This window comes from Streptomyces sp. XY431, assembly GCF_001279805.1.
GTDB lineage: Bacteria > Actinomycetota > Actinomycetes > Streptomycetales > Streptomycetaceae > Kitasatospora > Kitasatospora purpeofusca.
In genome coordinates, this window is record NZ_LGDO01000140.1 from 1 (window position 1) to 24195 (window position 24195).

Here is a 24195-nt window from a genome sequence, read left to right on the forward strand (position 1 = left end):
CGGTGGCATCGCGGCGGTCTCGCGGATTCCGGGCAGTATGGAGGTCTGGTACGTGGGCGGGAACGGCTCGGTGCAGGACCACTTCTGGTACGAGGGCAGCACCTGGCAGCGGTTCGAGCTCTCGCCCCCCGGCAGCGCGTCCACCCACAGCGGTGTCACCGCCGTCTCGCGGATCCCGGGCAGTATGGAGGTGTTCTTCGTGGGCGGGAACGGTTCGGTGCAGGACCGTTTCTGGTACGAGGGCAGTACCTGGCAGGGTTTCGAGCTCGCCCCCGCCGGCAGCGCGTCCGTCACCACCGGGCTCGCCGCGGTCTCCCGCGTTCCCGGAAGCATGGAGGTGTGGTTCACCGGTGGGGACGCGTCGATCCAGGACCACTTCTGGTACGACACGTCGAGCAAGAACTTCGACCAGGACGTCACGACCGACATCGCGATCGGCGGCTCGGTGCACGTGGTGATGCGGCAGGACGGCTTCTTCTCGTTCAGCACGCACGCGCACGACAGCGGCTTCGACAACATCGACTACACGATCTCCGCCGCCGTGCTGACGCCGGACGGACACGTGTTCACGTTCCAGCACTCCGGCCACACGGAAGGCACCGTCGCCGGACTGCCCTTCGGTACGCCGGACCGCAACGACGACTTCACGTTCGTCGGGAACAACCCCGAGATCACGGCCCGGTGGGACGGCATCCTCAACGGCACCTTCAAGGCGAGCCTGGACGCCACCGACACCCTCGCGGCCGGAGTGACCGGAGCCCTCGGCGACCTGGTGAAGGCGGTCCTCGCCGCCGCGGGGAAGGCGGCGGCGGACGCGGTCGTCAAGCTCGTCTCCTGACCGGGCCGGTCCCACGCGGGCCGGTCCCACCCCCGGGCTCCGGCCCGGACCGGTCGGCCGGGCGGTCGAAGCCGTGGGGCAGCTGCGGGGGTAGCACGAGGGTGTCCGCCCCGGTCTGTGAACGACCGGGGCGGACACCCTCGCGACCGCACTTCACGTACGCGTCGACGACCTGCTGAGGACTTCGCCCGAACCGGCGCCGGGACCGGGCGGTGCCGAGCCCGGTCGCTGCGGCGGTGTGCGGGACCCGCTCGGCCTCACTGCCGAGGCGCCCGACGGCAATCGGCTAGGCCGGGAGGAAGAAGCCGGTGATGTCGGCGAGGCGCCCGTCCTCGTGGTGGCGGGCGGCGCTGATGCCGGTCGACGCGGTCCCGTCCTGCCCGTCGAGCTGGGTCCAGCGGGCGAGGGAGCGGTCGTGGTGCTCCAGCACCTCGTCGATGCGGAACCGGTGGCCGGGGAAGGCTCCGGCGAAGCCGGCCATGTAGGCGGCGAGTTCGGTCAGGTTGCCGACCTCGGTCCCGGGGTCGCGGTAGGCGACCTCGTCGACCGCGACCGCGCCGAGGGCGGCGATCCGGTCGGCGGGGTCGGCCGACCAACAGGCGGCGTAGTCGTTCCAGAGCCGCTGGGTGTCACTCATGGTCGTCCTGCTTTCGTGGGGTCCTCAGGGAGCCGATCGACGCCATCGCGCCGTCGGTGACGCTGTGCAGTGCGGTGCGGGGCAGGCCGGCCCGGACGAGCACCAGCAGGCCCTGGTAGAGCGCGAGCAGATGGGCGGCCGTGGTTCCGACGTCGAGGTCCGCCGGCGCGTCGCCGTGCTGCCGGGCGCGGGTCAGCGCGTCGGCGAAGCCGCCTTCGATCGCTGCCAGGCCGTGGTGCACCCCGGCGGCGGCCTGGGGGAGGGCGAAGGACTCGACGGCGGTGTTGGTCAGCAGGCAGCCCGGGTCGGGCTCGGTGCCGGTCTCGATCGCCGAGGTGAAGAACGAGCGGATGCCGGCCAGGGGGTCCGCCGGCTCCAACAGGTGGACCCGGACCCGGCCCCGCACCACCCGCTCGTTGTAGGCGTCCAGTGCGGCGTGGAACAGGCCGTCCTTGTTCCCGAAGGTCCGGTACAGGCTCCCCGGGTGCAGTCCGGTGGCCTCCTCGATGTCCCGCAGCGAGGCGCCGAGGTACCCCCGATGGCGGAAGAGCCGCATGGCCGAGGCCAGCACCTCGTCCTGGTCCCAGAGCTGCCTGCGCCCCATTCCGACCTCCGTAGTTGAACGATTGCTCACAAAAATAGCACGGCCCGGAGGCGATCGGTTCCGAGGCCGGTCGTCGCCGACCGGGCCGGCCGCCCGGTCGGCCGCCGCTTCCCGACGGTCCCGGTGTGACCGGGATCACGCCCAGGGGAAAACCCGCAGGCCCGCGCGGCCGTCTACCAGGTGTGAGACGCGCAAGGGCGGCAGCGCCGCCGCAGGAACTGGACGAGGAGCAGCTGCTCCGACGGGTGGCCCGGGGGGACCGGGTCGCCTTCGAGGAGCTGTACCGCCGCACGTCGCCGTGGCTGGCGGTGCGGCTGCGCCGCCGCTGCGCCGACGAGCAGATGGTCGCCGAGGTGATGCAGGAGACCTATCTGGCGGTGTGGCGGGCGGCCGGGTCGTTCGCCGGGAGCGGGGCCGGCGGGTCGGCCGTCGGCTGGTTGTGGACGATCGCGGCCCGCCGTCTGGTCGACGCGTTCCGGCGCCGGGCCCACCACGCGGAGCCGCCGCCGGCCGCCGCCCCGCACCCCGTGGCGCCCGCCGCCGAGGAGGAGGCGCTGCTGGCCACCGTCGGCGGCGACGTCGGGGACGCGCTGGGCCGCCTCGCGCCCGAGCTCAGGGACGTCCTGCGGGCCATGGTGCTCGACGGACTGTCCGTCCGGGAGACGGCCGTCGTCCTCGGACTGCCCGAAGGCACGGTCAAGACCCGCGCCCGCCGGGCCAGGATCGCGATGCGGGAGGCACTGGCATGACCGTGGAACACCCCTCGGCCCGGCTGCTCGCCGACTACCTGGACGACGGCGCGCCCGGCGCCGCTCTCGCTGCCGACGAACTGTGGGCCGTGGAAGCCCATCTGGAGACCTGCCCGGCCTGCCGGGACCGGCTGTCGGCCGCCGTCGGCACCGGGGCGCCCGCCGTCGCGGCGCTCACCGCCGCCGTCTGGTCGGAGCTGGAACCGCAGCTGTCCGTGGCCGCCCCGGCGCCCCCGCGCCGCCTCGCGGCCCGGCTGTCCACCTGGACGACGCCCGCGATGACGCCGTGGCTGGCCATGGTGCTGGTCGTCACCGGGCTCGCGCTGCTGCTGGACCGGGCGAACGCCGGGCCGGACCCGGACCGGATCTCCCTGCTGCTGGTGCTCGCCCCCGTCCTGCCGGTCGGCGGTGTCGCGGCCGCCTGGTCGCGCGGCCTGGACCCGGCGTACGAGCTGACCGCCGCCACTCCGCGCGCCGGACTGCCCCTGCTGCTGCGGCGCACCGCCGCCGTGCTCGCCGTGGTGCTCCCCGCGCTGCTGCTCGGCGGGTGGGCGACGGGCGTGACGGCGGCGCAGTGGCTGCTGCCCTGCCTGGCGTTCACCTCGACCACCCTCGCGCTCGGCACGCTGGTCGGGGTGACCAGGGCGGCCGTCGCCGTGGCGGCCGGCTGGCTCGCGGTGGTGGTGGCGCCGACCCTGGCCGCCGGCCGGACCGCCGCCGTCCTGCGGGCCGACGGCCTGCCGGCGTGGGGCGTACTCCTCGCGCTCGGCGTGGCGGTCGTGGCCGCCCGCCGCGGGGCCTGGACCGCGCCGGGCCAGAACCGCTGACCTTCCCCCCCATTCACAGACAGGAGGACGCGCACCGTGCGTGCCGTCACCAGGGCCGAACTGGCCCCCACCACCTACGCCCGGGAGATCCGGGCGACCGGACTCCAGGTCAGGGCCGGCCGCAAACGGCTCGCCGTCGACGGGCTCGACCTGTCCCTCGGCACCGGGGTCCACGGCCTGCTCGGCCCCAACGGGGCGGGCAAGACCACCCTCATCCGGGCCCTGGCCACCGTGCTGCGCCCCGCCGGCGGCGAGCTGGAACTGCTCGGCGAGACCGTCCGCGGGCCCGGCGAGTACCGCGCGCTGCGCCGTCGGATCGGCTACCTGCCGCAGGAGTTCGGCTACTACAAGCGGTTCACCGTCCGGGAGTTCGTCGAGTACATGGCCTGGCTGAAGGAGGTCCCGGCGGCGGAGATCCCGGCCGCGACCCAGCGCGCCGTGGAGCGGGTCGGCCTCGCCGACCGCGCCGACGAGCGGATGAAGGCCCTGTCGGGCGGCATGGTGCGGCGCGCGGGCATCGCGCAGGCCATCGTCAACGATCCGGCGGTGCTGCTGCTGGACGAACCGACCGTCGGCCTGGACCCGGCGCAGCGGCTGCGGCTGCGCGAACTGCTCCAGGAACTGGGCACCGAGGCCTGTGTGGTGGTCTCCACCCACCTGGTCGAGGACGTCGCGGCCGCCTGCACCGATGTGCTGCTGTTCGCCGAGGGCCGGCTGGTCTTCCACGGCACCCCGGACGCGCTCGCCGCGGCGGGCGGTCCCGAACACCAGGGCGACAGCCCGCTGGAGCGCGGCTACTCGGCGCTGCTGGTCGATCCGGCGCGACGGACGCGGGGTGCCTGGTGAGCGTTCCCCGCCTGCTGAGCCTGTCCATCCCCTCCTCGGCCCTCCGGCTCCTGCGCACCGAACTGCGCCGCTCCGTCGCCCCGTGGGCGGGCGCGGCGGTCCTGGCGGCCGCGCTCGCGTTCCTGTCCCTCGCCCCCGGGCCGTGGGCCACGGGCACCACCGGCTGGACGGCGCAGTGGACCTCGATGGCCCTGTGGACCCGTCACCTGCTGGTCTTCCTGTGGCCGCTCGCCCTCGGACTCGGCGCGCTCCAGGGGCTGCGCGACCGCCGCTCGCGGACCGCCGAACTGCTGGCCTGCACCCCGAGGCCGGCCCGGCAACGGGCGCTCGCCCAGGCCGGCCCGATCGCCCTCGCGCTCGTCACCGGGTACGGGCTGCTCCTCCTCGTCGGCGGGGTGCGGGTACTCACCGGCGACACCCGGTACACCCCTGCGGGCTGGCTGCCGATCTCGCTGGTCGGAGCGCTCGCGCTGGCCGCCGGGGCGGTGCTGGGCATGGGCGTCGCACGGGTCCTGCCCTCCGTGCTCACCCCGCCCGCGCTGGCCGTCGGCGCCTTCCTGCTCACCAGCCTGCTCCGGCCGACCACGGACGCCGCGATCCCGGCCTCCGCCGTGCCCAACCGGCTCTCCCTGCTCTCACCGGTCTCGGCGCCCGTCCGCGACACGCTGCTCACCATCGCCGCCCCGGTCCACCTCGGGCAGGTCCTGTGGCTGCTCGGCGTGGCCGCGAGCGGCCTGGCGCTGCTCGCCGCCGCCACCCCGCGCGCCCGGCTGCTCGCCCTCGCCCCGCTGCTGGCGGGCGGCGCCCTCGCCCTGGCCGTGCTCCCGGCGGCGCCCCGGGACACCTATGTGGTCGACCGGGCCGCGGCCGCGCCGGTGTGCGAAGGACCGGTGTGCGTGACGGCGCTGCGGCAGTCCCGGCTCGACGCGCTGGCCGGCCCCGGCCGGGAGGCCCTGCGGCTGCTCCACGCGGCTCTCGGCGACCGGGCTCCCGGCAGCGTCCGCGAGACGGTGGAGTCGTACGCGCTCAGCGAGCCGGCGGAACGCTCGGCCGACGCCGTCCTGGTCGACTTCGACGATCCGGTGTTCGCCGCCGCCACCGGTGAGCGGCTGACCAGGGCCCTGGTCGCGCAGGGCATCGCGCCGAACTGCTACCCGCGCAGCGACGTCGAGAGTGGCACCCTGGACGACGCCGTCGCCCAGAGCGTCGCCGCGGCCTGGGTGTTCGGCGACCTCCGCCCGCTGGACGGGACGATGCACCGGGCGAGCGACCAGAGCGAGCTGGCCGGCCCGGTCTGGGAGCGGTTCCGTGCCCTGCCGGAGGCGGAGCAGCGGCGCCGGATGGCCGCTCTGCACGAGGCCGCGGTCGGTTGCGCGAACGATGTGCTCGCCACGCTGACGGGGGTGCCGACCCGATGAGGTGGCTGACGCTCTATGCGCGCTCGCGGCAGGTGCCGGCCGCGCTCGCCGCCGTGCTGGCCGGGGCCGTGGCGGTGTCCGTGCTCGGCCGGGCCGTCGGTGCGGTGGGCGACCCCCGGCTGTCCGTGCTGGTCCTCGCGGCCGGGGCGACGGCGCTCGCCGTCGGCCTGGCCGGGCCGGATCTCGCGCTGGACCGCACGGCCGCGGTCCGGTGGCCGCCCCGGCGGGCGGCGCACCTGCTCGGCGGCGCAGTGCTCGCGGCCGCGGTGCTGCTGACGGCGCGGGCGGGCGTCGGCCTGTCGACCGACCTCGCCCTGGTCGTCCGCGACAGCGCCGGGCTGACGGGGCTGGCCGCGCTCGGCGCGGCCTGGTGCGGCCGGTCCTGCGCGTGGCTGCCGCCGTTCGCGGCGCTCGCGCTCGCCTTCGTCCTGCCGCCCGGGCCTGGCACCCTCGCCCAGCTGCTGACCTGGCCGATGCTGCCGCCGGGCACACCCGCCGCCACCTGGGCCGCGCTGGTGGCGGCCGCCGTCGGCACCGCCGTGTACGCCCTCGGTGGGCCGAGGCGCTGACCCGGCGCCGACGGCGTGGGGAAACAGGGTTGCCCTCCGGCCGAAGATCACGTTGGGTGGGCGCCATGACCGATCTGCACACCGACCGTCTCCTGATCCGCCGCTGGCGGGAGTCCGACCTCGAACCCTGGGCGGCGATGAACGCCGACCCGGAGGTCCGCCAGCACCTGGGCGAGCCGCTCAGCCGGGAGCGGAGCGACGAGTCCGTGGCGCGCTTCGAGGCCGCCTTCGACCGGCGCGGCTACGGCTGGTGGGCCGTCGAGGTCCGGGAGACGGGCGAGTTCGTCGGCTTCGCCGGACTGGACGACATCGACTACGAGGCGCCGTTCACCGGCGTGGAGATCGGCTGGCGGCTCGCCCGTTCCGCCTGGGGCCACGGTTACGCCACCGAGGCCGCCCGCGCCGTGCTCGCCTTCGGCTTCGACAGCCTGGAGCTCCCCGAGATCCTCGCCGTCACCACCGCGACCAACCTCCGCTCCCAGGCGGTGATGACCCGCCTCGGCATGACCCGCGACCCGGCCGGTGACTTCGACGACCTCGACGCCCCCGAGGGGCCGCTCCGTCCCAACGTCCTCTTCCGCCTGGCCCGGCCCGCCACGTCCTGACCGGCCCGCCGGTCAGGTGACCGGCGGGCCGTGACGGCGCGTCCCCGCGGCGCCGTCGGTAGGAGCCGTCAGTACGAGCCCGACTCCAGCTCGGCCACCGCACCCGGCCGGTTCGGCTTCCAGTCGAGCGCGGTGCGGGCGGCGGCGCCGCTGACGCTCTGGTCGAGGGCGAGCGCGTCCGCGAACAGCGGGCCGAAGACCTCGGTGACCTGCGCGGCCGGCACGGCCTTCGGGTCGCCGGCCGCACCGGCCACCCGGCCGGCGGCCCGGGCGAGCTCCCGCACCGGGACGGCCGCCTCGCCCACACCGTGCCAGACGGTCCCGGCCCCGGCCCGCTCGACCGCCGCCAGGAACAGCTCGGCCAGGTCGTCGACGTGGACGGTCGGCCAGCGCACGCCCTCCTCGCCGTAGTACTCGGGCGCCCCCTGGGTGCGGGCCCGGTCGACCAGAATGGCCGGGATGCCGCCGCCCCGGCCGTACACGATGCCGGGCCGGACGACGACCGCGCGCACGCCCTCGGCGGCCTCGTCGAGCACCCGCCGCTCGATCCGGGGGCGGTAGCCGACGATGTCGATCGGGTCGGTCGGGGCCTCCTCGCCGACCTCCTGGGCCGCGCCGGTGGCGCCGAGCACCCAGACGCCGCTGGTGTAGACGAAGGGGCGGCCGGTGCCGCGCAGCGGGGTGGCGAGCGCCTCGATCACGGCGGTGTCGACCTCGGCGTCGCCGCTCGGCGGAGCGAGGTGGATCACGGCCTCGATGTCGGGCGTCACCGCGCCGGCCAGCGAGGCCGGGTCGGAGGTGTCGCCGACCAGCTGGGCGTGCCAGCCGCGAGCGGGCTGCGGCTCCGCGCTGCGGGTGAGGGCGACGACCTGGTGGCCGGCGGCGGTGAGGTGCTCGGTGACGGCGGAGCCGATGTAGCCGGTGGCACCCGTGAGCAGGACCTTCATGACAATCCCCCTGTGTTGGACACGCCTTGTCGAACATGCTCTGTCGAACATGTCGAACATTTCGATGTCGAAACTATAGGGAGCCATGATCCGCGATGTCAAACACTTCCATGTCGAAATGTTAGACTCCGGCGTATGACGGAACAGCAGCCGCAGCACGACGGCGTCGACCGCATCACCGCGCAGTGGCGGGCGGTCCGCCCCGACCTCGACACCTCGCCCATGGCCGTGATCGGTCGCCTCTCCCGCGCCTCCCGGCTGCTGGAGCGCGGGATCAAGGAGAACCTCACCGCGCACGGCGTCGAGCCCTGGGAGTTCGACGTCCTGGCCACCCTGCTCCGCTCCGGCCCGCCGAACGTCCTCACCGCCGGTGAACTCAGCGCGGCCGCGATGGTCAGCTCCGCGGCGCTCACCAACCGCATCGATCACCTCGTGGAGAAGGGCCTGGTGGACCGGGCCGTCGACCCCGCCCACCGCCGCCGGGTGCTGATCTCCCTCACCGACGCCGGCCGGGAGCTGACCAACCGTCTCGTCGAGCACCACCTCGTGGGTGAGGAACGCCAGCTCGCCGGGCTCACCACCGCCGAACGCGAGCGGCTCACCGAACTGCTCCGCCGCGTCCTGCTCACCCTCGGCGACCACGCCGACGGCACCCCATGAACGCCGGGCCGCCATCTTGAACGCAGGGTCGTCGTCCTCGGAGGGGCTTGACTCTCGGGTGGCACGAGACGGCACAGTCGGGGCCGTGGACAGGAGAAACCTGCTGCCGATCGGGCAGTTCTCGCAGGCCAGCGGCCTCTCGGTGACCGCGCTCCGGCACTACGACGCCAGTGGCGTGCTGCTGCCGGCGTTCGTCGATCCGGTGAGCGGCTACCGGTACTTCCGGCGCGACCAGGTGCGTACGGCGCAGTCGATCAGGGCGCTGCGGCAACTGGACATCCCCGTCGAGGAGGTGGGCCGGCTGCTCGGCGGCGGCGAGGAGACACTCGCTGCCGCCCTGCGGGCACGGCTGCTGGCCGCCGAGCGGCGGCTGGAGGTACAGCGCTCCGTCGTCCACGGCCTGTTGGACCGACTCACCGAAGGAGCAGGGATGACCCACCGCGTCACCGTCCGCCAGGGCGCCGCCGAACGGATCCTCGTCCGCGGGGCGACCGTGGACAACTCGGGGCTCAGCGCCTTCCTCCGCACCGCCTACCAGGAGATGTACGAGGTCGCCGGCCGCGGCCCGCTCACCTTCACCGGGCCCGCGTTCGCCCGCTTCCACGGGGTGTGCGACGACGAGAACGAGACGCTCGTCGAGGCGTGCCTGCCGTTCCGGCCGGACGGCGCGCAGCCCGTGGACCTGCCCGAGGGCATGATCGTGTGCGAGCTGCCCGCGAACACCCTCGCCTGTACCGAGGTCGAGGGCGAGGCCGCCGAGTTCCCGCGGATCCTCGGCGGGTACGACGCCGTCGCCGACTGGATCACGGGGCACGGCTTCGCCTTCGCGGGCCCGGTCCGGCTGGTGTACCGCCGCTGGACCGGGACGCCGGACCACCCGGACAACCGCCTGGAGATCGTTTGGCCCTTCGACGAGCCCGCGGACGAGCCTGCGGACGAGCCCGCCGACGAGCAGGGCGAGTCCCGTTGATCCACCGGCCCGTTCAGTCCTGCCACAGGAACAGCAGCGTGTCGATGCAGAGCTCCGTCCACTCGCCGAAGTAGCGGACCTCCAGGCCGGGGACCAGCGCCCCGCCGGTCCGCTCGTCGATCCAGTGGAAGCCGGCCTCGGTGAGGGCCACCCGGGGGCGCCCCAACCGCTCGTACAGGGCGCGCAGTTCGTCGCGGTCGCCCAGGTCGAGCGCGTCCCGCAGCCGCGCCTCGACCGAACGCGCGGCGCCGTCCTTCGGCCTGTCCGTGGAACCGGTCATCGCCCCCGTGCCTCCGGACTGCCGACGGGCAGGTCTAGGGTGGGTGGGGATCTTGGGCCCGCACAGGAGGATGCGCACGGATGAGTGGAACGGTCACGGCGGTCAGCAGCAGCGGTGAGTACACCTTCACCAAACCGAACCGGGCGAGCATCACCCTGATCGCCGGCCTCGGCGTGGCGGGCGACGCGCACGCGGGGGTGACCGTCAAGCACCGCTCCCGCGTCGCGCAGGACCCGACGCAGCCGAACCTGCGGCAAGTGCACCTCATCCACGAGGAGTTGTTCGCCGAGGTGGCGGAGCAGGGCTTCGCGGTGGCGCCCGGCGAGCTGGGCGAGAACGTCACCACCCGCGGGATCGACCTGCTCGGCCTGCCGGTCGGCACCCTGCTGCGGATCGGCGCCGAGGCCGTGGTCGAGGTCACCGGGCTGCGCAACCCGTGCGTGCAGATCGACGCGTTCCAGGACGGCCTGCTGAAGCAGGTCGTGGGCCGCGACGAGGAGGGCAACATCGTCCGCCGGGCGGGGATCATGGGCGTGGTCCGGGCGGGCGGCACGATCCACCCCGGCGACCCGATCGAGGTCGACCTGCCCCCGGGCCCGCACCGCCCGCTCGACCGCGTCTGAACCCCGCGGGGGTCGTCCCTGCCGCTCCGGGTGCCGGGGCCGCTTCCTCGTCATTCGTGAACTGGCACTGGGTCACAGGCTTTTACCGGTACAGGAGTTGTCGTCCCGGGGTGCTGACGGAGGGTGGGGCTAACCTGGCGCCGTGACGAATCGAAACCGAGCCTTCCGTACCGGCGCGGCTGCCCTTGCGGCTGCGGGCCTCGTTCTTCTCACCGCGTGCGGCGGCGGTGGCAGTAGTGGTAGTGGTAGTGGTAGTGGTAGTGGTGACAGCAAGGCGAAGCAGGTCGGCTGGTACCGCACGGTCGGCGACCTCTGCGCGGTGGTGGGGGATCCCGGCCTGCCGGGGGAGTTGAGGGACTCGATACCGGTGACGAGCGCGGGGATCGCGAGCGACCCGTCCAAGACGCTCAGCTGCAGTTACGACGGTGGTCCGGCCACGGAGGACTGGCGGGTGAGCATCGATGCGACGGTTTTCGAGGCGGCCCGCGGCTGCCACTGGCTGGAGGTCTCGGCGGAGAACGCCAGGTCGCCCATCGGCGGGCCCAAGCCGACGGAGACCCGGAAGTTCGAGAGAACCGACGGCGGTGGGCTCGGCCAGGAGGGGTACCGGGTGTCGGTCCGGCACCCGCTCACGGACACCGTCCCCGGGCCGGTCGACCAGCTGCGCTTCACGTCGGCCTTCTGCGACGGGAATCTGCGCCTGGCCGTCGATGTCGACTACGGCGCGGGTTCGGGGATGTCCGCGGACTACCCGGGTGCACTCGACAGGGCGGAGGAGGCGTCGCGGAAGAAGGCCGCCGAACTGCTCGGGCGGGCGCGGGAGAAGCTGTACGAGCGAGCGATGAGCCCGCAGCCGACGGCTTTGTGACGGGGCACCCCGGCCGGGGCGCCCGGTGGTCGGGCGCCCGGTGGTCGGGCTCGGGGTGTACAGGGCTCGGGGTGGACGGGGCTCGGGGTGGCCGAGCCGTTCACGCCCGGCCGTCGTGGGCGGCCGCCGTCAGGTAGGTGTCCAGGTGGGCGGCGGCGCTCAGCATGGCCAGGCCCCGGGTGGTGAGCCGCTCCTGCCAGTCGGTCAGGGCGGCGGCGAGCGCGCTGGTGCCGCCCGCAGTGCGGATCTGGCCGACGACGGCCGCGATGTGCGGCAAGCGGTAGCCGCCGCGCCGCAGCAGGTGGGCGAGTTCGGCGTCGCGGACGTCGGTGGCGCGGAAGACGCGGTGGCCGGTCGCGCGGTCGCGCTGGGGGAGGAGAATGCCGGCGGCCTCCCAGGTGCGCAGGGTGGCCGGGGTGAGTCCGAGGCGGTGCCCGAGTTCGCCGATGCTCAGGGCGAGCGGGCCGGGGTCGGGGGCGGGCTCCGCGGCCTGCGCCAGGTGCTCCACCGCCCCGCGGACCGAGGCGAGGGTCTCCCGGTCGCGGAGCAGCTGGGCGTGGCCGTGGTCGAGCGCGGTCAGGGCGTCGTCGGTCCGGCCCGCGTGGACGGCGTTCATGACCGCCCCGGCGGTCCCGTGCCCGTAGGCGCGGACGAGGGCGAGGAAGGTGCGCAGCGCCGCCGCGTGCAGCCCGGTGTAGATCCGGTACCCGGTGGGCGTCCGCTCGGCGGTCGGAAGGAAGCCGTCCTGCTCGTAGTTGCGGACGGCCTGCGCCGAGAGGCCGTGCTCGCGTCCCAGGTCGACCGGTCGCAGTCTCTTCATCGGTTCTGATGGCACTTTGAAACTTTACAGCCGATTCCCCGGGCGGAGAGCAGCAAAGTTTCAACGGGCACATCAAAGATACGCTTGAGGGGGTCAGGGCAGGGGAGCGGCGAGGGGGAGTGGCGGAGATGACCTGGAACGGCGCCGACCGCATCGTGGCCGCACTGGTCGGCGGGGAGGACTACCTCTTCGTCGCCGGGGGTCGCGGCCGCCCCGCCGCGCCGTCGGCGCGCTCCTGCGCGCCGCCGGTGCCTCCGCGCTCCTCGGCGGCGCCACGTCACTCCAACGAACCCGCGCGGACGGACGGGGGCGAACGACCTCTCAGGTAGGTTAGCCTTACCTAAATTCAGGTGAGAGGAGACGGCCCTGACCAGCACCACCGCCCCCGCGCGATTCCTGCTCTTCCCGCTCCAGGTGGTCCGGACCGCCAGGATCACCCGGCACATGGCCCGCATCACCCTGGGCGGCCCCAGCCTCGCCGGGTTCGTCAACGGCGGGCTCGACCAACGCGTGAAGCTCCTGCTGCCGCTCCCCGGACAGAGCGAACCCCTGCTGCCCGAGGGCGAGGACGAGTTCGGCTGGTACCAGCACTGGCGCACGATGGACCCGGCCGTCCGCCCGGTGCTGCGCACCTACACCGTCCGCGCGCAGCGCCACGACCCCGACGAGGTGGACATCGACATCGCCGTCAACGGCGACCACGGTCCCGGCTCCCGCTGGGCGGAGACGGCGGCGCCCGGTGACCGGGTGATCGTCTGCGGACCGGCGGTCGAGGAGGCCGGCGGCGTCGAGTTCCAGCTGCCCGACGCGGCGGACTGGGTGCTGCTGGCGGGGGACGAGTCCACCCTGCCCGCCGTCGCCGCGATCCTCGACGAACTTCCCGCCGGCCTGCCGGTCCGGGTGTTCGCCGAGGTCGAGGGGCCGACGGAGCACCACTACCTCCCCGCCGACCGGCCCGGCACCACGATCACCTGGCTGCACCGGGGCGCGCCGGGCACCCCCGCCCTCCCCGCCGCCGTCCGCGCCGCCGAACTGCCCTCCGGCACGCCGTACGCGTGGATCGCGGGGGAGGCGGCGGCCGTCCGGGAACTCCGCCGCCACCTGGTCGGCGAGCGCGGCTACGACCGGCGCGCCGTCTGCTTCATGGGGTACTGGCGCCTCGGCACCACCGAGGACCAGCGCGCCGACGAACCGGTGGAGACGGACGCCGACTGATCCGGGCGCCCGGAGGGCCTCGGTCCTTCGGGCGCGTTGCCCGAAAGGGCCGTCCTCCGCCCCCGCCGGAACCGTCCGGTCGGTGCACGAAGTCCTCTCCGGGGTGACCTCCGACGTGACCTCCGACGTGACCCCCGATACGCACCCCACCGGGCCCGCAGCCCCCGCCGGCGCTCCCCGGCCCGCGATCCACCGCCGCCGACTGCTGCTCAGCACCGTGGGCGGCCTCGGCGCCCTCGCGGTCCCGGCCGGCGTCCGGTGGTGGGCGGACCGGGTGCCCGTACGCGGCCCCCGGATCTGGAGCACGGCCGCCGCCGGCGGGCGGATGGTGCTGCCCGCGGGCCCGCGCGAGAGCCTCTACGTGTCGGGGTACGACGGCACCGTCCGGGCCCACGATCCGCGCACCGGCACCGTCCGCTGGAGCCGGGAGGTGACCTCGGCCGACGCTGCCGACTCCCCGGGCGGCTGGCCGCTCGCCGCCGGGAACGGGACGGTCTGCGTGAACTCCGCGACCGGCGTCCGGGCCCTCGACGCGGCGTCGGGGCAGGTGCGTTGGGAGGTCCAGGTCCCCGACTGGCGGGACCTGCCGGCGGAACAGGGTGTCGTGGTGGCCGGCGACCGCGTCCTGACGGGGTACGGGAACGCGCTCCGCTGCCACGACCTGGCCACCGGCGAGGTCCGCTGGAGCACTCCGGCGAACGTCTCGCCGGTGCCGCTCGTGGTCGGCGACACCGTGTACGTGCCCGGCCGGACGGGCGGACTGTTCGCCTTCGACGTGCAGAGCGGCGCACAGCGCTGGGCGCAGGAGGCCGTCGGCCCGGTCGACTTCGCGCCGACCGTGCACCGGGGCACCCTCCATGCGGTGTGCAACGACCCCGCGACGGGAGGTTCGACCGTGCACGCCCTGGACGCGGTCTCGGGCCGGCCGCTGTGGCGGCGGGCGCAGCGCCACAGCCTGGGCGAACTCGCGGTGGCCGACGGGACGGTGTGCCTGCTGAGCGGCACCGACCTGACCGCCCTGGACGCGGGCACGGGCGACACCCGCTGGACGGCCACCGTCCCCAGGGGCCTGGGCCGGGGCATGAGTTCGGCGGCAGCGGCGGGCGGCGCGGTCTACGTCGGGACGAACGACGACCGCCTCTTCGCCCACGACCTCGCCACGGGCCGGCTGCACTGGCGCGACGAACCGGCCACCTCGCCGCCGACACCGAGTACACCCGCATCGCCCTGGCCGCCGCCGGCCCGGCCGTCTTCCGGTCCGGCCGCACCGGCATCCAGGCCCTCGGCACCCTCCCGGCCGCCTGACGGCGCGACTCGCGCTCACGGTCAAGCCGCCTGCGGGGCCGGGAGGTTGCCGAGGCGGGGCATGGCTCCCGGTCGGGGCCGGGCGGCGGCGATTCTTCGCGGCAAAATGGCCGTAGTGAGCGTGGTCGTGGCGGGCGCCGCGTTCGGCCTCGCGACGCCGTCGCACGCCGTCGAGCGGGAGGCCCCGGCGCCCACCGCCTACGAACTCAACCAGGACGCCGCGGCCACGCACCCGGTGCCGGACAGGGCGAACCAGGGTCACTACTGAGCGGGGGACGAACGCCCGAACCGCCGACCGCGGTCCTTTCGGCCCCGGCCCGTTCCGGTCACTTCGGCAGGTCGGCGGAGAGGAAGGGAGCAAGGAGCGCGAACAATGCGTCGGGGCGGTCGAGGGGGATGATGTGGCCGCAGTCCTGGAGATGGTGTCCGACCAGATCATCGGCGACAGGACGGAGTTGGCGTTCGAGCCCGGTGCCGACGGGGTGGGAACCGACGGCCATGGTGGGCATGGTCAGCCGGGCCGTCGCGACGGCGTCCTGGATCTGCTGCGCGCTGGTGGGCAGGGCCCGGTAGTAGGAGAACGCGCAGCGCAGGGCCTCGCTCCCGGTGTACGCGCGGACGAAGGCCGCACGGATGTCGTCGGGTACTCCTCGCCCTAGCGTCCCCGAGTCGAGGAACCAGTCGATGTACGGGGCCTCGTTGCCCGCCAGGACGGTCTCGGCAAGGCCGGGGACGGCGTGGAAGCCGAACCACCACGGGGCGCCGCCCGCGACGACGTCTTCTGCTCCGGGCAGTTGGCCGAGCAGTGCCTCCATCACGACCAGGCGCCGGACGAGGTCGGGCCGGCGCAGCGCGAGCAGGACGGCGGGGGCGGTGCCCGCGTCGATACCGACCACCGCTGCCGAGGGCTCGCCGAGTGCGTCGAGCAGCCCTTCGGCGTCGGCGGCGAGGGTGCCCGCGTCGTAACCCTCGGCGGCGTGTTCACTGGCGCCGAAGCCGCGCAGGTCCGGGGCGATGACCCGGTACTGCCCGGCCAGTCGGTCCATGATGCCGCTCCAGAGCTGCCAGGTGTGCGGAAAGCCGTGCAGCAGGAGAACCGCAGGTCCGGCCCCGGCGATCGCGACATTGAGCCGGACACCGTTCGTCGTGATGCGGTGCAGGCGGTGTGCGGTGGGGACGGGCAAAACGGCTCCTCCGGGTGGTTACCATTGGTGACCACTGAACGATAGGCAACTGCCCGAACGCTTCCTAGACGGCACTTTCAGGGAAGGTGGTGAGCCGCAGGTGACCACCCGAGGAACCCGGGCCGCCGGTCGCGGGGTACGCGGCGATCTGTTCGATCCCCAGTGCCCGACGCGGCAGTTGCTGGACCGCATCGGCACGAAGTGGACGTCCATGGCCGTCAGGACGCTCGCCGACGCCGCACCGGACGAGGTGCGCTTCGCGGAGCTGAGACGCCGGATGCCCGGCGTCTCGCAGAAGATGCTGTCCGTGACGTTGCGGAGCCTGACCCGCGACGGGCTGGTGTCGCGCCGCGTCGAACCGACCGTGCCGCCGCGGGTCTTCTACCGGCTCACCGGACTCGGGCTGTCCCTGGAATCCGCGCTTGCGGGGCTGCGGACCTGGGCCGAGGAGCACATGGCCGAGATCGACCGCGCCAACGAAGCCGCCGACCAGGACGTCGACGAGGGACAGGCGAGCCGGTTCCGCCAAGACCCTTGAAGCCGACCGTCGAAGGCACCCGCTGCCCGGCCGGACCGCTACCGGGCGGACGGCTCCAGGAAGAAGTCCGCCACCGCCGGGGCGACGGCGGCGGGATCCGTCTCGGGGCCGAAGTGGTCCAGCTTCGGGCAGAGCAGCAGCCGGGAGCCGGGCAGGACCTCGTGCACGGACGTGGCCGCACGTCCCGCCCCGGTGCTGCGGGCCTCCTTGCCCGCCATGAGCAGCACAGGCCGGTCGAGCCGCCCGTACTCGCGGAAGGTGTTGTCCCGGGCGGCGATCTCGGCGTGTTCGCGGATCGCGGCGGGCAACAGGGCGTGCTTCTGCGGCCGTTCGGGCTTCTTCAGGGCGAGCGGGAGGATCAGCCGCAGCAGCCAGCGCGGTGCCTTGCCGCTGGTCCCGGGGTTGACGCCGCGGACGAAGGTCAGGAACGCCTCGGCCGGCTTCCCGGCGTCGAGTTCGCGGCGGCACCGCTCGGCCCAGTCGAAGGGGATGGAGCCGTCGACGGACACGCCGGGCTCGTAGACGGCGATCCGCTCGAAGGCGGAGCCGGCCAGCGCGGCCTCCAGGGTCAGGAAGCCGCCGAAGCTGTGGCCGAACACGAACCGCGCTCCGGTGGCCGCGCGGACGGCCTCGATGTCCGCGCACTCGGCGGCCGCGCTGTACGCGACACCCTGCGGGCCGCTCGTCCCGCGCCCCCGCCGCTCGACGGTGTGCACCGTGAAGCGGTCCGCCAACTCCGCCGCCAGCCCGTCGAAGTCGGCCGCGAGCGCGAACGCCCCGGGTATCAGCAGGAGCCCCGGACCGGAGCCGACGCTGCGGTAGCCGATGGCGGTTCCGTCGGCGGAACGCACCGATCCGATCGTGGTGCCCGGTGTTGTGACACGGGTGGCCATTCTGTTTCCCCCTGTTGAAACGATCACATGGACCCGTGCACAGTACCGGGGCGGCCGAGGTCACAACGCCGCCGAGCCCGCGAACTCCCTGTCCGGACAGGGCGGTGACGGTCCGAAAGATCCGCTTACAGGCCCTGGCGCCGCGGCGGGTCGACGTGGGTGCGGGCCGGGGCGAGCAGGAGGTTGAGCAGGGCGGCGCCCTCGGCGGTGTCCAGCGGGACGGGCGCGGGGTCGACCGGCTTGACGAGGGGAGTGGCGGCGTCGTGCTCGTAGAGGATGCAGGCGCTGCCGCCCAGGTCGCGCTTGGACGGCCAGCGCAGGCCGAGCGCCTCCGGCGCCTGGCCGCGGATCCAGGCGGCCCAGCGGCGGGTGTGCGGGTAGGCGTCCGGGGTGGAGTGGATCAGCCACTCGTCCTGGTGGACGGCCGCGAGCTGGTCGAGCGTCATCAGGCCGACGAGCGGGATGTCGCAGGTGGTCTCGATCCGTGACAGCACCCGGCCCCGCACCGAGGCGCGCCGGATCCGGCGCCAGCCGCGCTCGTCGAAGGGGATGCCCCGGACCAGGGTCTCCATCACGGCCGTGCGCTCGGAGAACCCCGCGTACAGGTAGGGCAGATGACTGCCGTCGCCCTGGTAGGAGCAGAACCGTCCGCCCTCGTAGTGGGTGTCGGACGGGTTCGGGTTGAACGAGGTGGCCGGGTAGGCGGCCGAGTGCACGCGGTGGAGCACGGTGCCGGCGGGCAGCACGTCTAGGTGCGGGGTGGCGCGCGCGGCGGGGGAGGGGACCTTCACGTCGGGCATGCGGTCACCAGTCCGCGATCTCGGCGCGGGCGGCGGCGAGCAGGCCGTGCTCGCCGGGGGTGCCCAGCAGGCGGGCGGGGACGGCGTCCAGCCAGGCGTTGGCGCCGAGCCACCAGTCGGCCACGCCCCACGGGTCGTCGTCCGCGTCGAGCAGGCGGTTGACGGCGACCACGACGGGCAGCGGCCGGCCGGAGGCGCCGTCGAACTGGAACGACGGCAGCCGGACGGTGCCCTGGCGGTCGGTCAGCCGGATCAGGTCGGGATCGGCGGGGTCGTGCCCGCCGGCCCGGTAGTCGGCGGCGCTGACGGAGTCCGCGTCGAGCAGCCAGTCGTCGGCGTCGTCGGGCGGGACGGGCAGCGCGTCGGCCTCGGCAGGAGTCTCGGGCCCGCCGCGGTCCGCGGACCGTCCGCGGACCAGGTCGAGCACCTGTAGGACGGCGTCACGGTTCAAAGATTCGACCCGGACGGCCCGTGAGTAGCGGACCGAGTCCTCAAGCGCGGCCCGCACCGGGTGCCCGTCCGGGAGGGCCGCCAGCACCAGCCGGACGATCCTCCGGGCGGTCCGCTCCGGGTCGGCGGACGGTGCGTCGAGCAGGGCCACGACGGCCGCCCTGGCGGTTTCGTCCAGATGCTCCTGGACCTCGTCCCAGTGCTCGTGCAGGACGTCGAGGAGTTCGGTCATCGCCATCGCCCCTCGCCCTCCGCTCTGGTCTCCCGTGTCCGCCGGCCGAGCGCCAATGTAGCGCGAAAGCGGCGGCTGCGGGCGGCCGCGGGCGATGATCCCGGATTGGCAAAGGCGGAACGTGACTGCCTGATCTGCGGCATGATGGGCCATCAGCAGCACTTCGGGGGCGGTGCCGGTTCGCGCGCGGTCGAGATGTCTCGTACACGACCCGCACCGGCCCCGGTGGCGCGCACGGGGTGAGAACCGGACCGGTGCCAAGCTCCCGGTCGGTGGTGCGCGACGCAGGTCATGACTCGCGCTCGGAAGGCGGCCGGTGAGCAGTTCCGCGGGATACGGGTGGTCCTATGTCAACCAGGAGGCCGAGCGCCGCCGGCAGTTGCGCGCCCGCCTCGCCGCCGAGGCGCAGCGGGCCGAGAACCTGCGCCGGGCCGAGGCGCGACGGGCGGAGCTGCGGGCCCGGCTGGGCGAGCTGAACGAGCAGGCCCAGGGGCTGCGCGGGGAGGCCGGGCAGCTGCGGCGCGCCTACCGGACAGCCCGGGTCACGGTGGAGACGGTGACCGTCGGGGCCGGGGCGGACGAGGCCGAGCTGACGCGGGCGGTCGAGCGGGCCCGGGCGGCGAACGCGCGGGCCGCCCAGGAGCTGGCCGAGGCGGTGCAGGACGTGTGGTCTGCCGTGCTGCCGGAGGCGGTGGCCGAACCGGAGCGCATCCGCCCGACCCGCGCGGAGACGCGCCGAAGTGCCGGAGAGGCGAAGGCGGCGGCCGAGGCCGCCGCCGAGCAGGCCCGGGCCGAGCAGGCCGACCGCGTCGAGCGGGTCCGGGCCGGCGCGCTCGTCGAGGCGCAGGCGGTCCTCGACCGCGACGTGCCCCGCTGCGACCCGGCCGACCTGGAACGGGTGGCGGGCCTGGTCCGCGCCCTCAGGGCGGCCGCCACCGTCCCCGATGTGCGGGCCACGCTCACCGACCTCGCCGCCCTGGTCCAGCACTCGGTGGGGCGCCGCGCCCGCGACGAGGAGCGGGCCGAACTGCGGGCCGCCCTGGCCGAGCTGGTGCGGGAGGCGGAGCCGGCCGAGCGGGACCGGCTGCTCGCCGACCTCGCCGCCGCCGAGGACCCGGCCTTCCTGCGGCCCGCCGTGGAGGCGGCCGTGGCGCGGGCCGACGCCCGCCGCAACCGGGTGCCGGTGGCGGCGGCGCTCGCCGAGGTGCTGCGCGAGCGGGACTACCTGGTAGGCGAGGACTTCGAGGACCTGCTCGCCGCCGAGGGCGAGGTGGTGGTGCCGTTCGGCGACCCGGATCCGGGCCGGGCCGTCGCGGCTGCGGGTGGAGCGGCCGGGGACGGAGAGACCGGGGCCGGACAGGCCGGGGACGGCGGCGAGCCACCGGCCGCCGGGTACGGGCTGCGCCTGGTGCTGGCCCCGGACCGGGCGACCCTCTCCACGGCGGTGGTCCGCCGGGAGGACGCCGGGACCGGTGACGCCTGGCAGGACGAGGAGCAGGACGAGAGCGTCCAGCAGTGGTTCTGCGAGGAGCAGTTGCCCGCGATCGAGGAGGGCGTCCGGTTGCAGGGCGTGCGGCTGGAGCGGACGTCCGCGATGGTGCCGGGTGCGATGGCCGCGGGCCTCGTCCCCGGCGGGTCGTGGCCGCAGCCGCCGTCCGCCGCGGCCCCGCGCCGCCGCGGCGGCCGGTCGAAGCGCTCCGGCACCACCGGCGCCGCCGCCGTCCGCAAGCCGCAGGAGCGTGGCCGTGAGCGCTGAGCAGCAGGGGAACGGGCCGGCCGGCCTGCGCAAGGACGCGCCGCCGCCCGGCTCCGACGCCACCCGGGGCGGCGCCGACCCCCGCCCCGCGACGCCCAGTTGGATCCGCGAGCTGGACATGGCACTCACCGTGCACCCGCAGGTGCTGCTGACCGGCAACGTCCGCGACCAGTACCTGCTGCCCGACGACCACGCGGCCGGCAGCAGCCCCACCCTTGCGCCGTACAGCCTCGGCGGGGTGATCGAGTCCCTCTGCGCCGCCCGGGGTTACGGCGCGCTCGCCTTCCTCGACCAGGTGCACGAGCGGATCACGCTGCTGCGGCTGAGTGCGACCGTCGACCAAGTACCGGCGGTGCTGAGGGAGTTCGCCGAGCGGGACGAGAAGTGGCGGCGCGGCCGGGACAGTCAGGGCACGGACGGCACCGACGACGAGGACGAGCCGGAGATGCTGGACCGGCTGCGCGACGCGATGGTGGGCGTCGTCCACCACCCCGGCCCGCCGATCGGACTGGTCGTCCCCTACTCCGGCCGGCTCGGCTCGCCGCAGGCACCCGTCGCGGGGGAGGCCGCCCGGCTGTTCGCGGCCGCCGAGGAACTGGGCCACACCGCCCGGCCGGTGCAGGGCGCGAGCGCCGTCACGCCGTACAACACGGTGTTCTGGGTGGTGGAACGGCAGGAGGAGCTGCCCCGGGAGTTCGCGGTCGGCAGCCGTGCGGTGCGGGTGATCAGCGTCCCGCAGCCGCCGCACGACCAGCGGCTCGCCGCCGCCCGGCACGTGGTCGGCGGGCTCGCCCGCTACCAGGCGGCGACCGGCGGACCGGCCCTCACCGAGACCGAGACCGCGACGGCGGCCAAGGCGCTCGCCGACTCCTCGCACGGCATGGGCAGTTCGGAGGTGATGGCGATCGGCAGGATGGCCCTGGACCGGAACCTGCCGGTGCAACGGCTGGACGAAGCGGCCCGGCTCTACCGGATCGGCGTGCTCGACAACCCGTGGGCCACCGACGAACTGCGCGAACGCATCGCCACGGGCGAGGAGTTCCTCAACGGCAAGGTGATCGGCCAGCCGTACGCGGTGCGCCGCACCCTGGAGATCTTCATGCGCTCGGCGGCCGGGCTGAACGGCGCGCAGGCGTCCAGCTCGCCCAGCCGGCCGCGCGGCACCCTGTTCCTCTCCGGCCCGACCGGTGTCGGCAAGACCGAACTCGCCAAGGGCGTCGCGGAGATGATCCTCGGCAAGGACGCCCGGCCGATCCGCTTCGACATGAGCGAGTTCGCCGAGGAGCACGCCCGGGACCGGCTGATCGGCGCCCCGCCCGGCTTCGTCGGCCACGACGCCGGCGGTGAACTCACCAACGCCGTCCGGGCCAACCCGATGAGCGTGCTGCTCTTCGACGAGATCGACAAGGCGAACCCCCGGCTGTTCGACCTCTTCCTCCAGATCCTGGAGGACGGCCGGCTCACCGACGGCCGGGGCGCCACCGTCTACTTCACCGAGTGCGTCCTGATCTTCACCTCGAACCTCGGCATCACGGCCGCCGTGATGGGCGAGCCGCCGAAGGGCGAGGCGGGCACCGGGGACGCGGGCGGCAGCGGTGGCACCAGTGGCACCAGTGGCACCGGCGCGGCCGGGAGCACCGGCGCCACGGAGGTCGCTCCCCGCACCAACCGGCGCCCACTGAGCCGCCACGACGATCCGACGGTGGTCCGCCAGAGCCTGCGGGAAGCCTTCGACGCCTTCTTCAACGACAGCATCAAGCGGCCCGAGCTGCGCAACCGCTTCGGTGACAACTTCATCCCGATGGACTTCATGCAGGAGAAGTGGGTGCCGCGGATCCTCGACAAGGCCATTGCCTCCGTCGTGGGCCGCGTCCTGGAGGCCCACGGCGCCGAGCTGACCCTCGCCGACGACGCGTGGGAGGTGCTGCGGGTCGAGGCGACCCGGCGGTTGGACCACGGCGGCCGAGGAGTGCTGACCGCCGTCGAGTCGGCGCTGGTCAACCCGCTCGCCAAGGAGGTCTTCCGGACCCCGCCCCGCCGGGGCGAGCGGCTCCAGGTCGTCGCGATCGAGGGCGACGGGGACGGCGAGGGCTACCGGCTGGAGGTCGAGCGGTGGCAGGGCTGAGCCCGGACGGCGGCCTCCCGGCGGCTGCCGCTGCTGAGACCGCCACCGAGACCGCGACCCAGGCCGCGACCCCGGCCGCCGCGGCCCTCGTCGGCCAGGTCTACCGCCCTGTGACCTCGCTCGGGCCCGGCCGACGGCTCGGCATCTGGTTCCAGGGCTGCACCCTGGCCTGCCCCGGCTGCATGTCCCGGCACACCTGGGAGGCCACCGGAGCACGGGAGTTGACCGTCGAGCGGTTCGCCGCACTCTGGCGGGCGGCACTCGACGACGGACTCGACGGCCTCACCGTCAGCGGCGGCGAACCACTGGAGCAGCCGGCCGCCCTCGCCGCGCTGCTCGCCGCCGCCGACGCCGAACGCCGCCGGGCGGGGCGCCCGGCCGACCTGCTGGTGTACACCGGCTGGGAACCGGAGGAACTGGCCGCCGAACCGGCCACCGCCGCCGCGCTGGACGGCGCGGACGCGGTGATCACCGGCCGCTACCGGGCCGGGCAGCCCACCCGGCTCGCCTGGCGCGGTTCGGCCAACCAGCGGCTGACCACCCGCACGGCGCTCGGCCGGGAGCGGTACGCGCCCTACCTGGAGCACCGGCCGGAGCGGCCCGAGCTCCAGGTGCGGGTGAGCGAGGGCGAGGTCCGGGTGATCGGGGTGCCGCGCCCCGGGGACCTGGGCCGGATCGAACGAGACCTGGTCCGACGCGGCGTGACCCTTCGGGAGACCTCGTGGCGACCGTGATCTACCGCTGCCCGGTGGGAGCACCGGGGGAGTGCCCGCCCTCCGCCACCCGGGGGTACTGCCAGGTGCACATGTTCCAGCAACTGGAGCGTTACGACCCGGCCGAGGACATCCCGCCGGCCGACACCCCGGCCGACGCCCCGGCCGAAACCCCGGTCGACCGTGTGTCCGCCGGTCCCCGGCCGGCCACCGACCCGGAGGCCGCGACCCGCCCGGCGCGCCCGGCCCGCCCGGCGCGCCCGGCCCGCGCGGCGCAACCGGAGCAGAACCAGCACCGGCAGCAGGACCAGCGCCGGCAGCAGCAACAGGACCGCCGGCAACAGCCGCGACCCGCCCGACCGCCGGTGGTCCGGCTGGCCCTGGTCGTCGCCGGGGTACTGCTGCCCGTCCGCGCCGAACACCGGCGCGGGGGCGGCGGACTGGCGATCGGCCGCGATGAGCCCGACTGCGCGGCGGTCCCCGGCCTGGCCGGCCTCGACCAGCTCTCCCGGCACCACGCCCGGCTGTGCTGGACCGACGGCGCGCTGTACGTCGAGGACCTGGGGTCGACCAACGGCACCTTCGTCGACGGCCGCCGGATCGAGGCGCCGACCCGGATCGGACCGGGGAACCGGTTGAGGTTCGCGCTGGACCTGGACGTCCAGGTGGTCGAGATCGACGAGTTCGGCGCGCCCCGGTGAGCCGGGGCCGTGAGGAGGAGAA

Annotated in this window: 26 protein-coding genes and 1 pseudogene; 18 read left to right on the forward strand and 9 right to left on the reverse strand. The window is 74.7% G+C overall.

Going from position 1 to position 24195, the window contains the following annotated elements; all coding sequences use genetic code 11:
- A pseudogene (locus tag ADK60_RS16915) lies at positions 1-838 on the forward strand (hypothetical protein); the annotation flags it as partial.
- A 286-nt stretch (positions 839-1124) separates the two neighbouring features.
- Here the strand turns inward: ADK60_RS16915 and ADK60_RS16920 are convergent.
- Positions 1125-1475 carry a nuclear transport factor 2 family protein gene (locus ADK60_RS16920; protein ID WP_045940860.1) on the reverse strand — a complete coding sequence of 117 codons (351 nt, stop codon included), beginning with the start codon at positions 1473-1475 and terminating at the stop codon, positions 1125-1127.
- Positions 1468-2079, reverse strand: a complete 612-nt coding sequence (locus tag ADK60_RS16925) for a TetR/AcrR family transcriptional regulator (RefSeq protein ID WP_053646924.1) — start codon at positions 2077-2079, stop codon at positions 1468-1470. Before ADK60_RS16925 ends, ADK60_RS16920 begins: the two co-directional genes overlap by 8 nt.
- A 245-nt stretch (positions 2080-2324) precedes the next feature.
- Here ADK60_RS16925 and ADK60_RS16930 point away from each other — a divergent pair, with 245 nt between their 5' ends.
- From ADK60_RS16930 to ADK60_RS16955, 6 genes are all read left to right on the forward strand, one after another.
- Entirely contained in the window at positions 2325-2828 is a 504-nt protein-coding gene (locus ADK60_RS16930) for an RNA polymerase sigma factor (RefSeq protein ID WP_051756083.1), read from the forward strand.
- Positions 2825-3655 carry a zf-HC2 domain-containing protein gene (locus tag ADK60_RS16935; RefSeq protein WP_053646926.1) on the forward strand — a complete coding sequence of 277 codons (831 nt, stop codon included), beginning with the start codon at positions 2825-2827 and terminating at the stop codon, positions 3653-3655. The genes ADK60_RS16930 and ADK60_RS16935 overlap by 4 nt, the downstream gene beginning before the upstream one ends.
- Positions 3656-3691: 36 nt before the next feature.
- Positions 3692-4501, forward strand: coding sequence for an ATP-binding cassette domain-containing protein (locus ADK60_RS16940; protein ID WP_053646928.1), 810 nt, complete (start codon positions 3692-3694; stop codon positions 4499-4501).
- On the forward strand, positions 4498-5919 hold the full coding sequence (locus tag ADK60_RS16945) for a hypothetical protein (RefSeq protein ID WP_234371117.1): 1422 nt from the start codon (positions 4498-4500) through the stop codon (positions 5917-5919). The genes ADK60_RS16940 and ADK60_RS16945 overlap by 4 nt, the downstream gene beginning before the upstream one ends.
- Positions 5916-6488 carry a hypothetical protein gene (locus tag ADK60_RS16950; RefSeq protein WP_053646930.1) on the forward strand — a complete coding sequence of 191 codons (573 nt, stop codon included), beginning with the start codon at positions 5916-5918 and terminating at the stop codon, positions 6486-6488. The genes ADK60_RS16945 and ADK60_RS16950 overlap by 4 nt, the downstream gene beginning before the upstream one ends.
- A 65-nt stretch (positions 6489-6553) precedes the next feature.
- On the forward strand, positions 6554-7093 hold the full coding sequence (locus ADK60_RS16955; RefSeq protein WP_053646933.1) for a GNAT family N-acetyltransferase: 540 nt from the start codon (positions 6554-6556) through the stop codon (positions 7091-7093).
- 68 nt (positions 7094-7161) lie between these two features.
- Here the strand turns inward: ADK60_RS16955 and ADK60_RS16960 are convergent, their stop codons facing one another.
- Positions 7162-8040: an NAD-dependent epimerase/dehydratase family protein gene (locus ADK60_RS16960; RefSeq protein ID WP_053646935.1), complete on the reverse strand. Its 879-nt coding sequence runs from the start codon at positions 8038-8040 to the stop codon at positions 7162-7164.
- A 135-nt stretch (positions 8041-8175) separates the two neighbouring features.
- On the opposite strand from ADK60_RS16960, the gene ADK60_RS16965 reads away from it, so the two are divergent.
- Together ADK60_RS16965 and ADK60_RS16970 are read left to right on the forward strand one after the other, a co-directional pair.
- Complete coding sequence (locus tag ADK60_RS16965) at positions 8176-8700, forward strand: MarR family winged helix-turn-helix transcriptional regulator (protein WP_045940855.1); 525 nt, start codon at positions 8176-8178, stop codon at positions 8698-8700.
- A gap of 85 nt (positions 8701-8785) precedes the next feature.
- A complete protein-coding gene (locus ADK60_RS16970) occupies positions 8786-9670 on the forward strand; it encodes a MerR family transcriptional regulator (RefSeq protein WP_053646937.1) in 885 nt (294 codons plus the stop codon).
- A 13-nt stretch (positions 9671-9683) separates the two neighbouring features.
- Here ADK60_RS16970 and ADK60_RS16975 read toward each other — a convergent pair whose 3' ends face one another.
- On the reverse strand, positions 9684-9950 hold the full coding sequence (locus ADK60_RS16975; protein WP_053646939.1) for a hypothetical protein: 267 nt from the start codon (positions 9948-9950) through the stop codon (positions 9684-9686).
- Positions 9951-10030: 80 nt separating this feature from the next.
- On the opposite strand from ADK60_RS16975, the gene ADK60_RS16980 reads away from it, so the two are divergent.
- Positions 10031-10573, forward strand: a complete 543-nt coding sequence (locus tag ADK60_RS16980) for an MOSC domain-containing protein (RefSeq protein WP_053646941.1) — start codon at positions 10031-10033, stop codon at positions 10571-10573.
- Positions 10574-10715: 142 nt separating this feature from the next.
- Positions 10716-11441 carry a hypothetical protein gene (locus tag ADK60_RS45725; protein WP_107094638.1) on the forward strand — a complete coding sequence of 242 codons (726 nt, stop codon included), beginning with the start codon at positions 10716-10718 and terminating at the stop codon, positions 11439-11441.
- 100 nt (positions 11442-11541) lie between these two features.
- On the opposite strand, the gene ADK60_RS16990 is transcribed toward ADK60_RS45725, so the two are convergent.
- Complete coding sequence (locus ADK60_RS16990; RefSeq protein WP_053646945.1) at positions 11542-12261, reverse strand: TioE family transcriptional regulator; 720 nt, start codon at positions 12259-12261, stop codon at positions 11542-11544.
- A gap of 414 nt (positions 12262-12675) precedes the next feature.
- Between ADK60_RS16990 and ADK60_RS17000 the strand changes: the two genes are divergently transcribed.
- Both ADK60_RS17000 and ADK60_RS17005 read left to right on the forward strand, forming a co-directional pair.
- On the forward strand, positions 12676-13476 hold the full coding sequence (locus tag ADK60_RS17000; protein ID WP_353651753.1) for a siderophore-interacting protein: 801 nt from the start codon (positions 12676-12678) through the stop codon (positions 13474-13476).
- 82 nt (positions 13477-13558) lie between these two features.
- Positions 13559-15049 (forward strand): outer membrane protein assembly factor BamB family protein, encoded by a 1491-nt coding sequence (locus ADK60_RS17005; RefSeq protein WP_159400469.1) that lies wholly within the window; start codon positions 13559-13561, stop codon positions 15047-15049.
- Between the two features lie 58 nt (positions 15050-15107).
- Here ADK60_RS17005 and ADK60_RS17010 read toward each other — a convergent pair whose 3' ends face one another.
- Positions 15108-15965, reverse strand: a complete 858-nt coding sequence (locus ADK60_RS17010; protein WP_053646953.1) for an alpha/beta fold hydrolase — start codon at positions 15963-15965, stop codon at positions 15108-15110.
- 100 nt (positions 15966-16065) lie between these two features.
- Between ADK60_RS17010 and ADK60_RS17015 the strand changes: the two genes are divergently transcribed.
- Positions 16066-16503, forward strand: a complete 438-nt coding sequence (locus tag ADK60_RS17015) for a winged helix-turn-helix transcriptional regulator (protein ID WP_053646955.1) — start codon at positions 16066-16068, stop codon at positions 16501-16503.
- Positions 16504-16541: 38 nt separating this feature from the next.
- Here ADK60_RS17015 and ADK60_RS17020 read toward each other — a convergent pair whose 3' ends face one another.
- The 3 genes from ADK60_RS17020 to ADK60_RS45730 all read right to left on the reverse strand — a co-directional run bounded on the left by ADK60_RS17020 (position 16542) and on the right by ADK60_RS45730 (position 18878).
- Positions 16542-17354 carry an alpha/beta fold hydrolase gene (locus ADK60_RS17020; protein ID WP_199839685.1) on the reverse strand — a complete coding sequence of 271 codons (813 nt, stop codon included), beginning with the start codon at positions 17352-17354 and terminating at the stop codon, positions 16542-16544.
- 167 nt (positions 17355-17521) lie between these two features.
- Positions 17522-18196 (reverse strand): RES family NAD+ phosphorylase, encoded by a 675-nt coding sequence (locus ADK60_RS17025; protein ID WP_053646959.1) that lies wholly within the window; start codon positions 18194-18196, stop codon positions 17522-17524.
- Positions 18197-18200: 4 nt separating this feature from the next.
- Positions 18201-18878: a hypothetical protein gene (locus ADK60_RS45730; RefSeq protein WP_199839686.1), complete on the reverse strand. Its 678-nt coding sequence runs from the start codon at positions 18876-18878 to the stop codon at positions 18201-18203.
- A 316-nt stretch (positions 18879-19194) separates the two neighbouring features.
- On the opposite strand from ADK60_RS45730, the gene ADK60_RS17035 reads away from it, so the two are divergent.
- Genes ADK60_RS17035 through ADK60_RS47680 form a run of 4 tightly spaced genes read left to right on the forward strand, consistent with a single transcriptional unit; the run spans position 19195 to position 24173 of the window.
- Complete coding sequence (locus ADK60_RS17035; protein ID WP_159400470.1) at positions 19195-20634, forward strand: hypothetical protein; 1440 nt, start codon at positions 19195-19197, stop codon at positions 20632-20634.
- The gene (locus ADK60_RS17040; RefSeq protein ID WP_234371119.1) at positions 20624-22759 is read left to right on the forward strand and encodes an AAA family ATPase; all 2136 of its coding nucleotides are present in this window, start codon (positions 20624-20626) and stop codon (positions 22757-22759) included. Before ADK60_RS17035 ends, ADK60_RS17040 begins: the two co-directional genes overlap by 11 nt.
- Positions 22747-23493, forward strand: coding sequence for a 4Fe-4S cluster-binding domain-containing protein (locus tag ADK60_RS17045; protein WP_234371120.1), 747 nt, complete (start codon positions 22747-22749; stop codon positions 23491-23493). The genes ADK60_RS17040 and ADK60_RS17045 overlap by 13 nt, the downstream gene beginning before the upstream one ends.
- Complete coding sequence (locus ADK60_RS47680) at positions 23481-24173, forward strand: FHA domain-containing protein (RefSeq protein ID WP_053646963.1); 693 nt, start codon at positions 23481-23483, stop codon at positions 24171-24173. Before ADK60_RS17045 ends, ADK60_RS47680 begins: the two co-directional genes overlap by 13 nt.
- Positions 24174-24195: the final 22 nt, after the last annotated feature.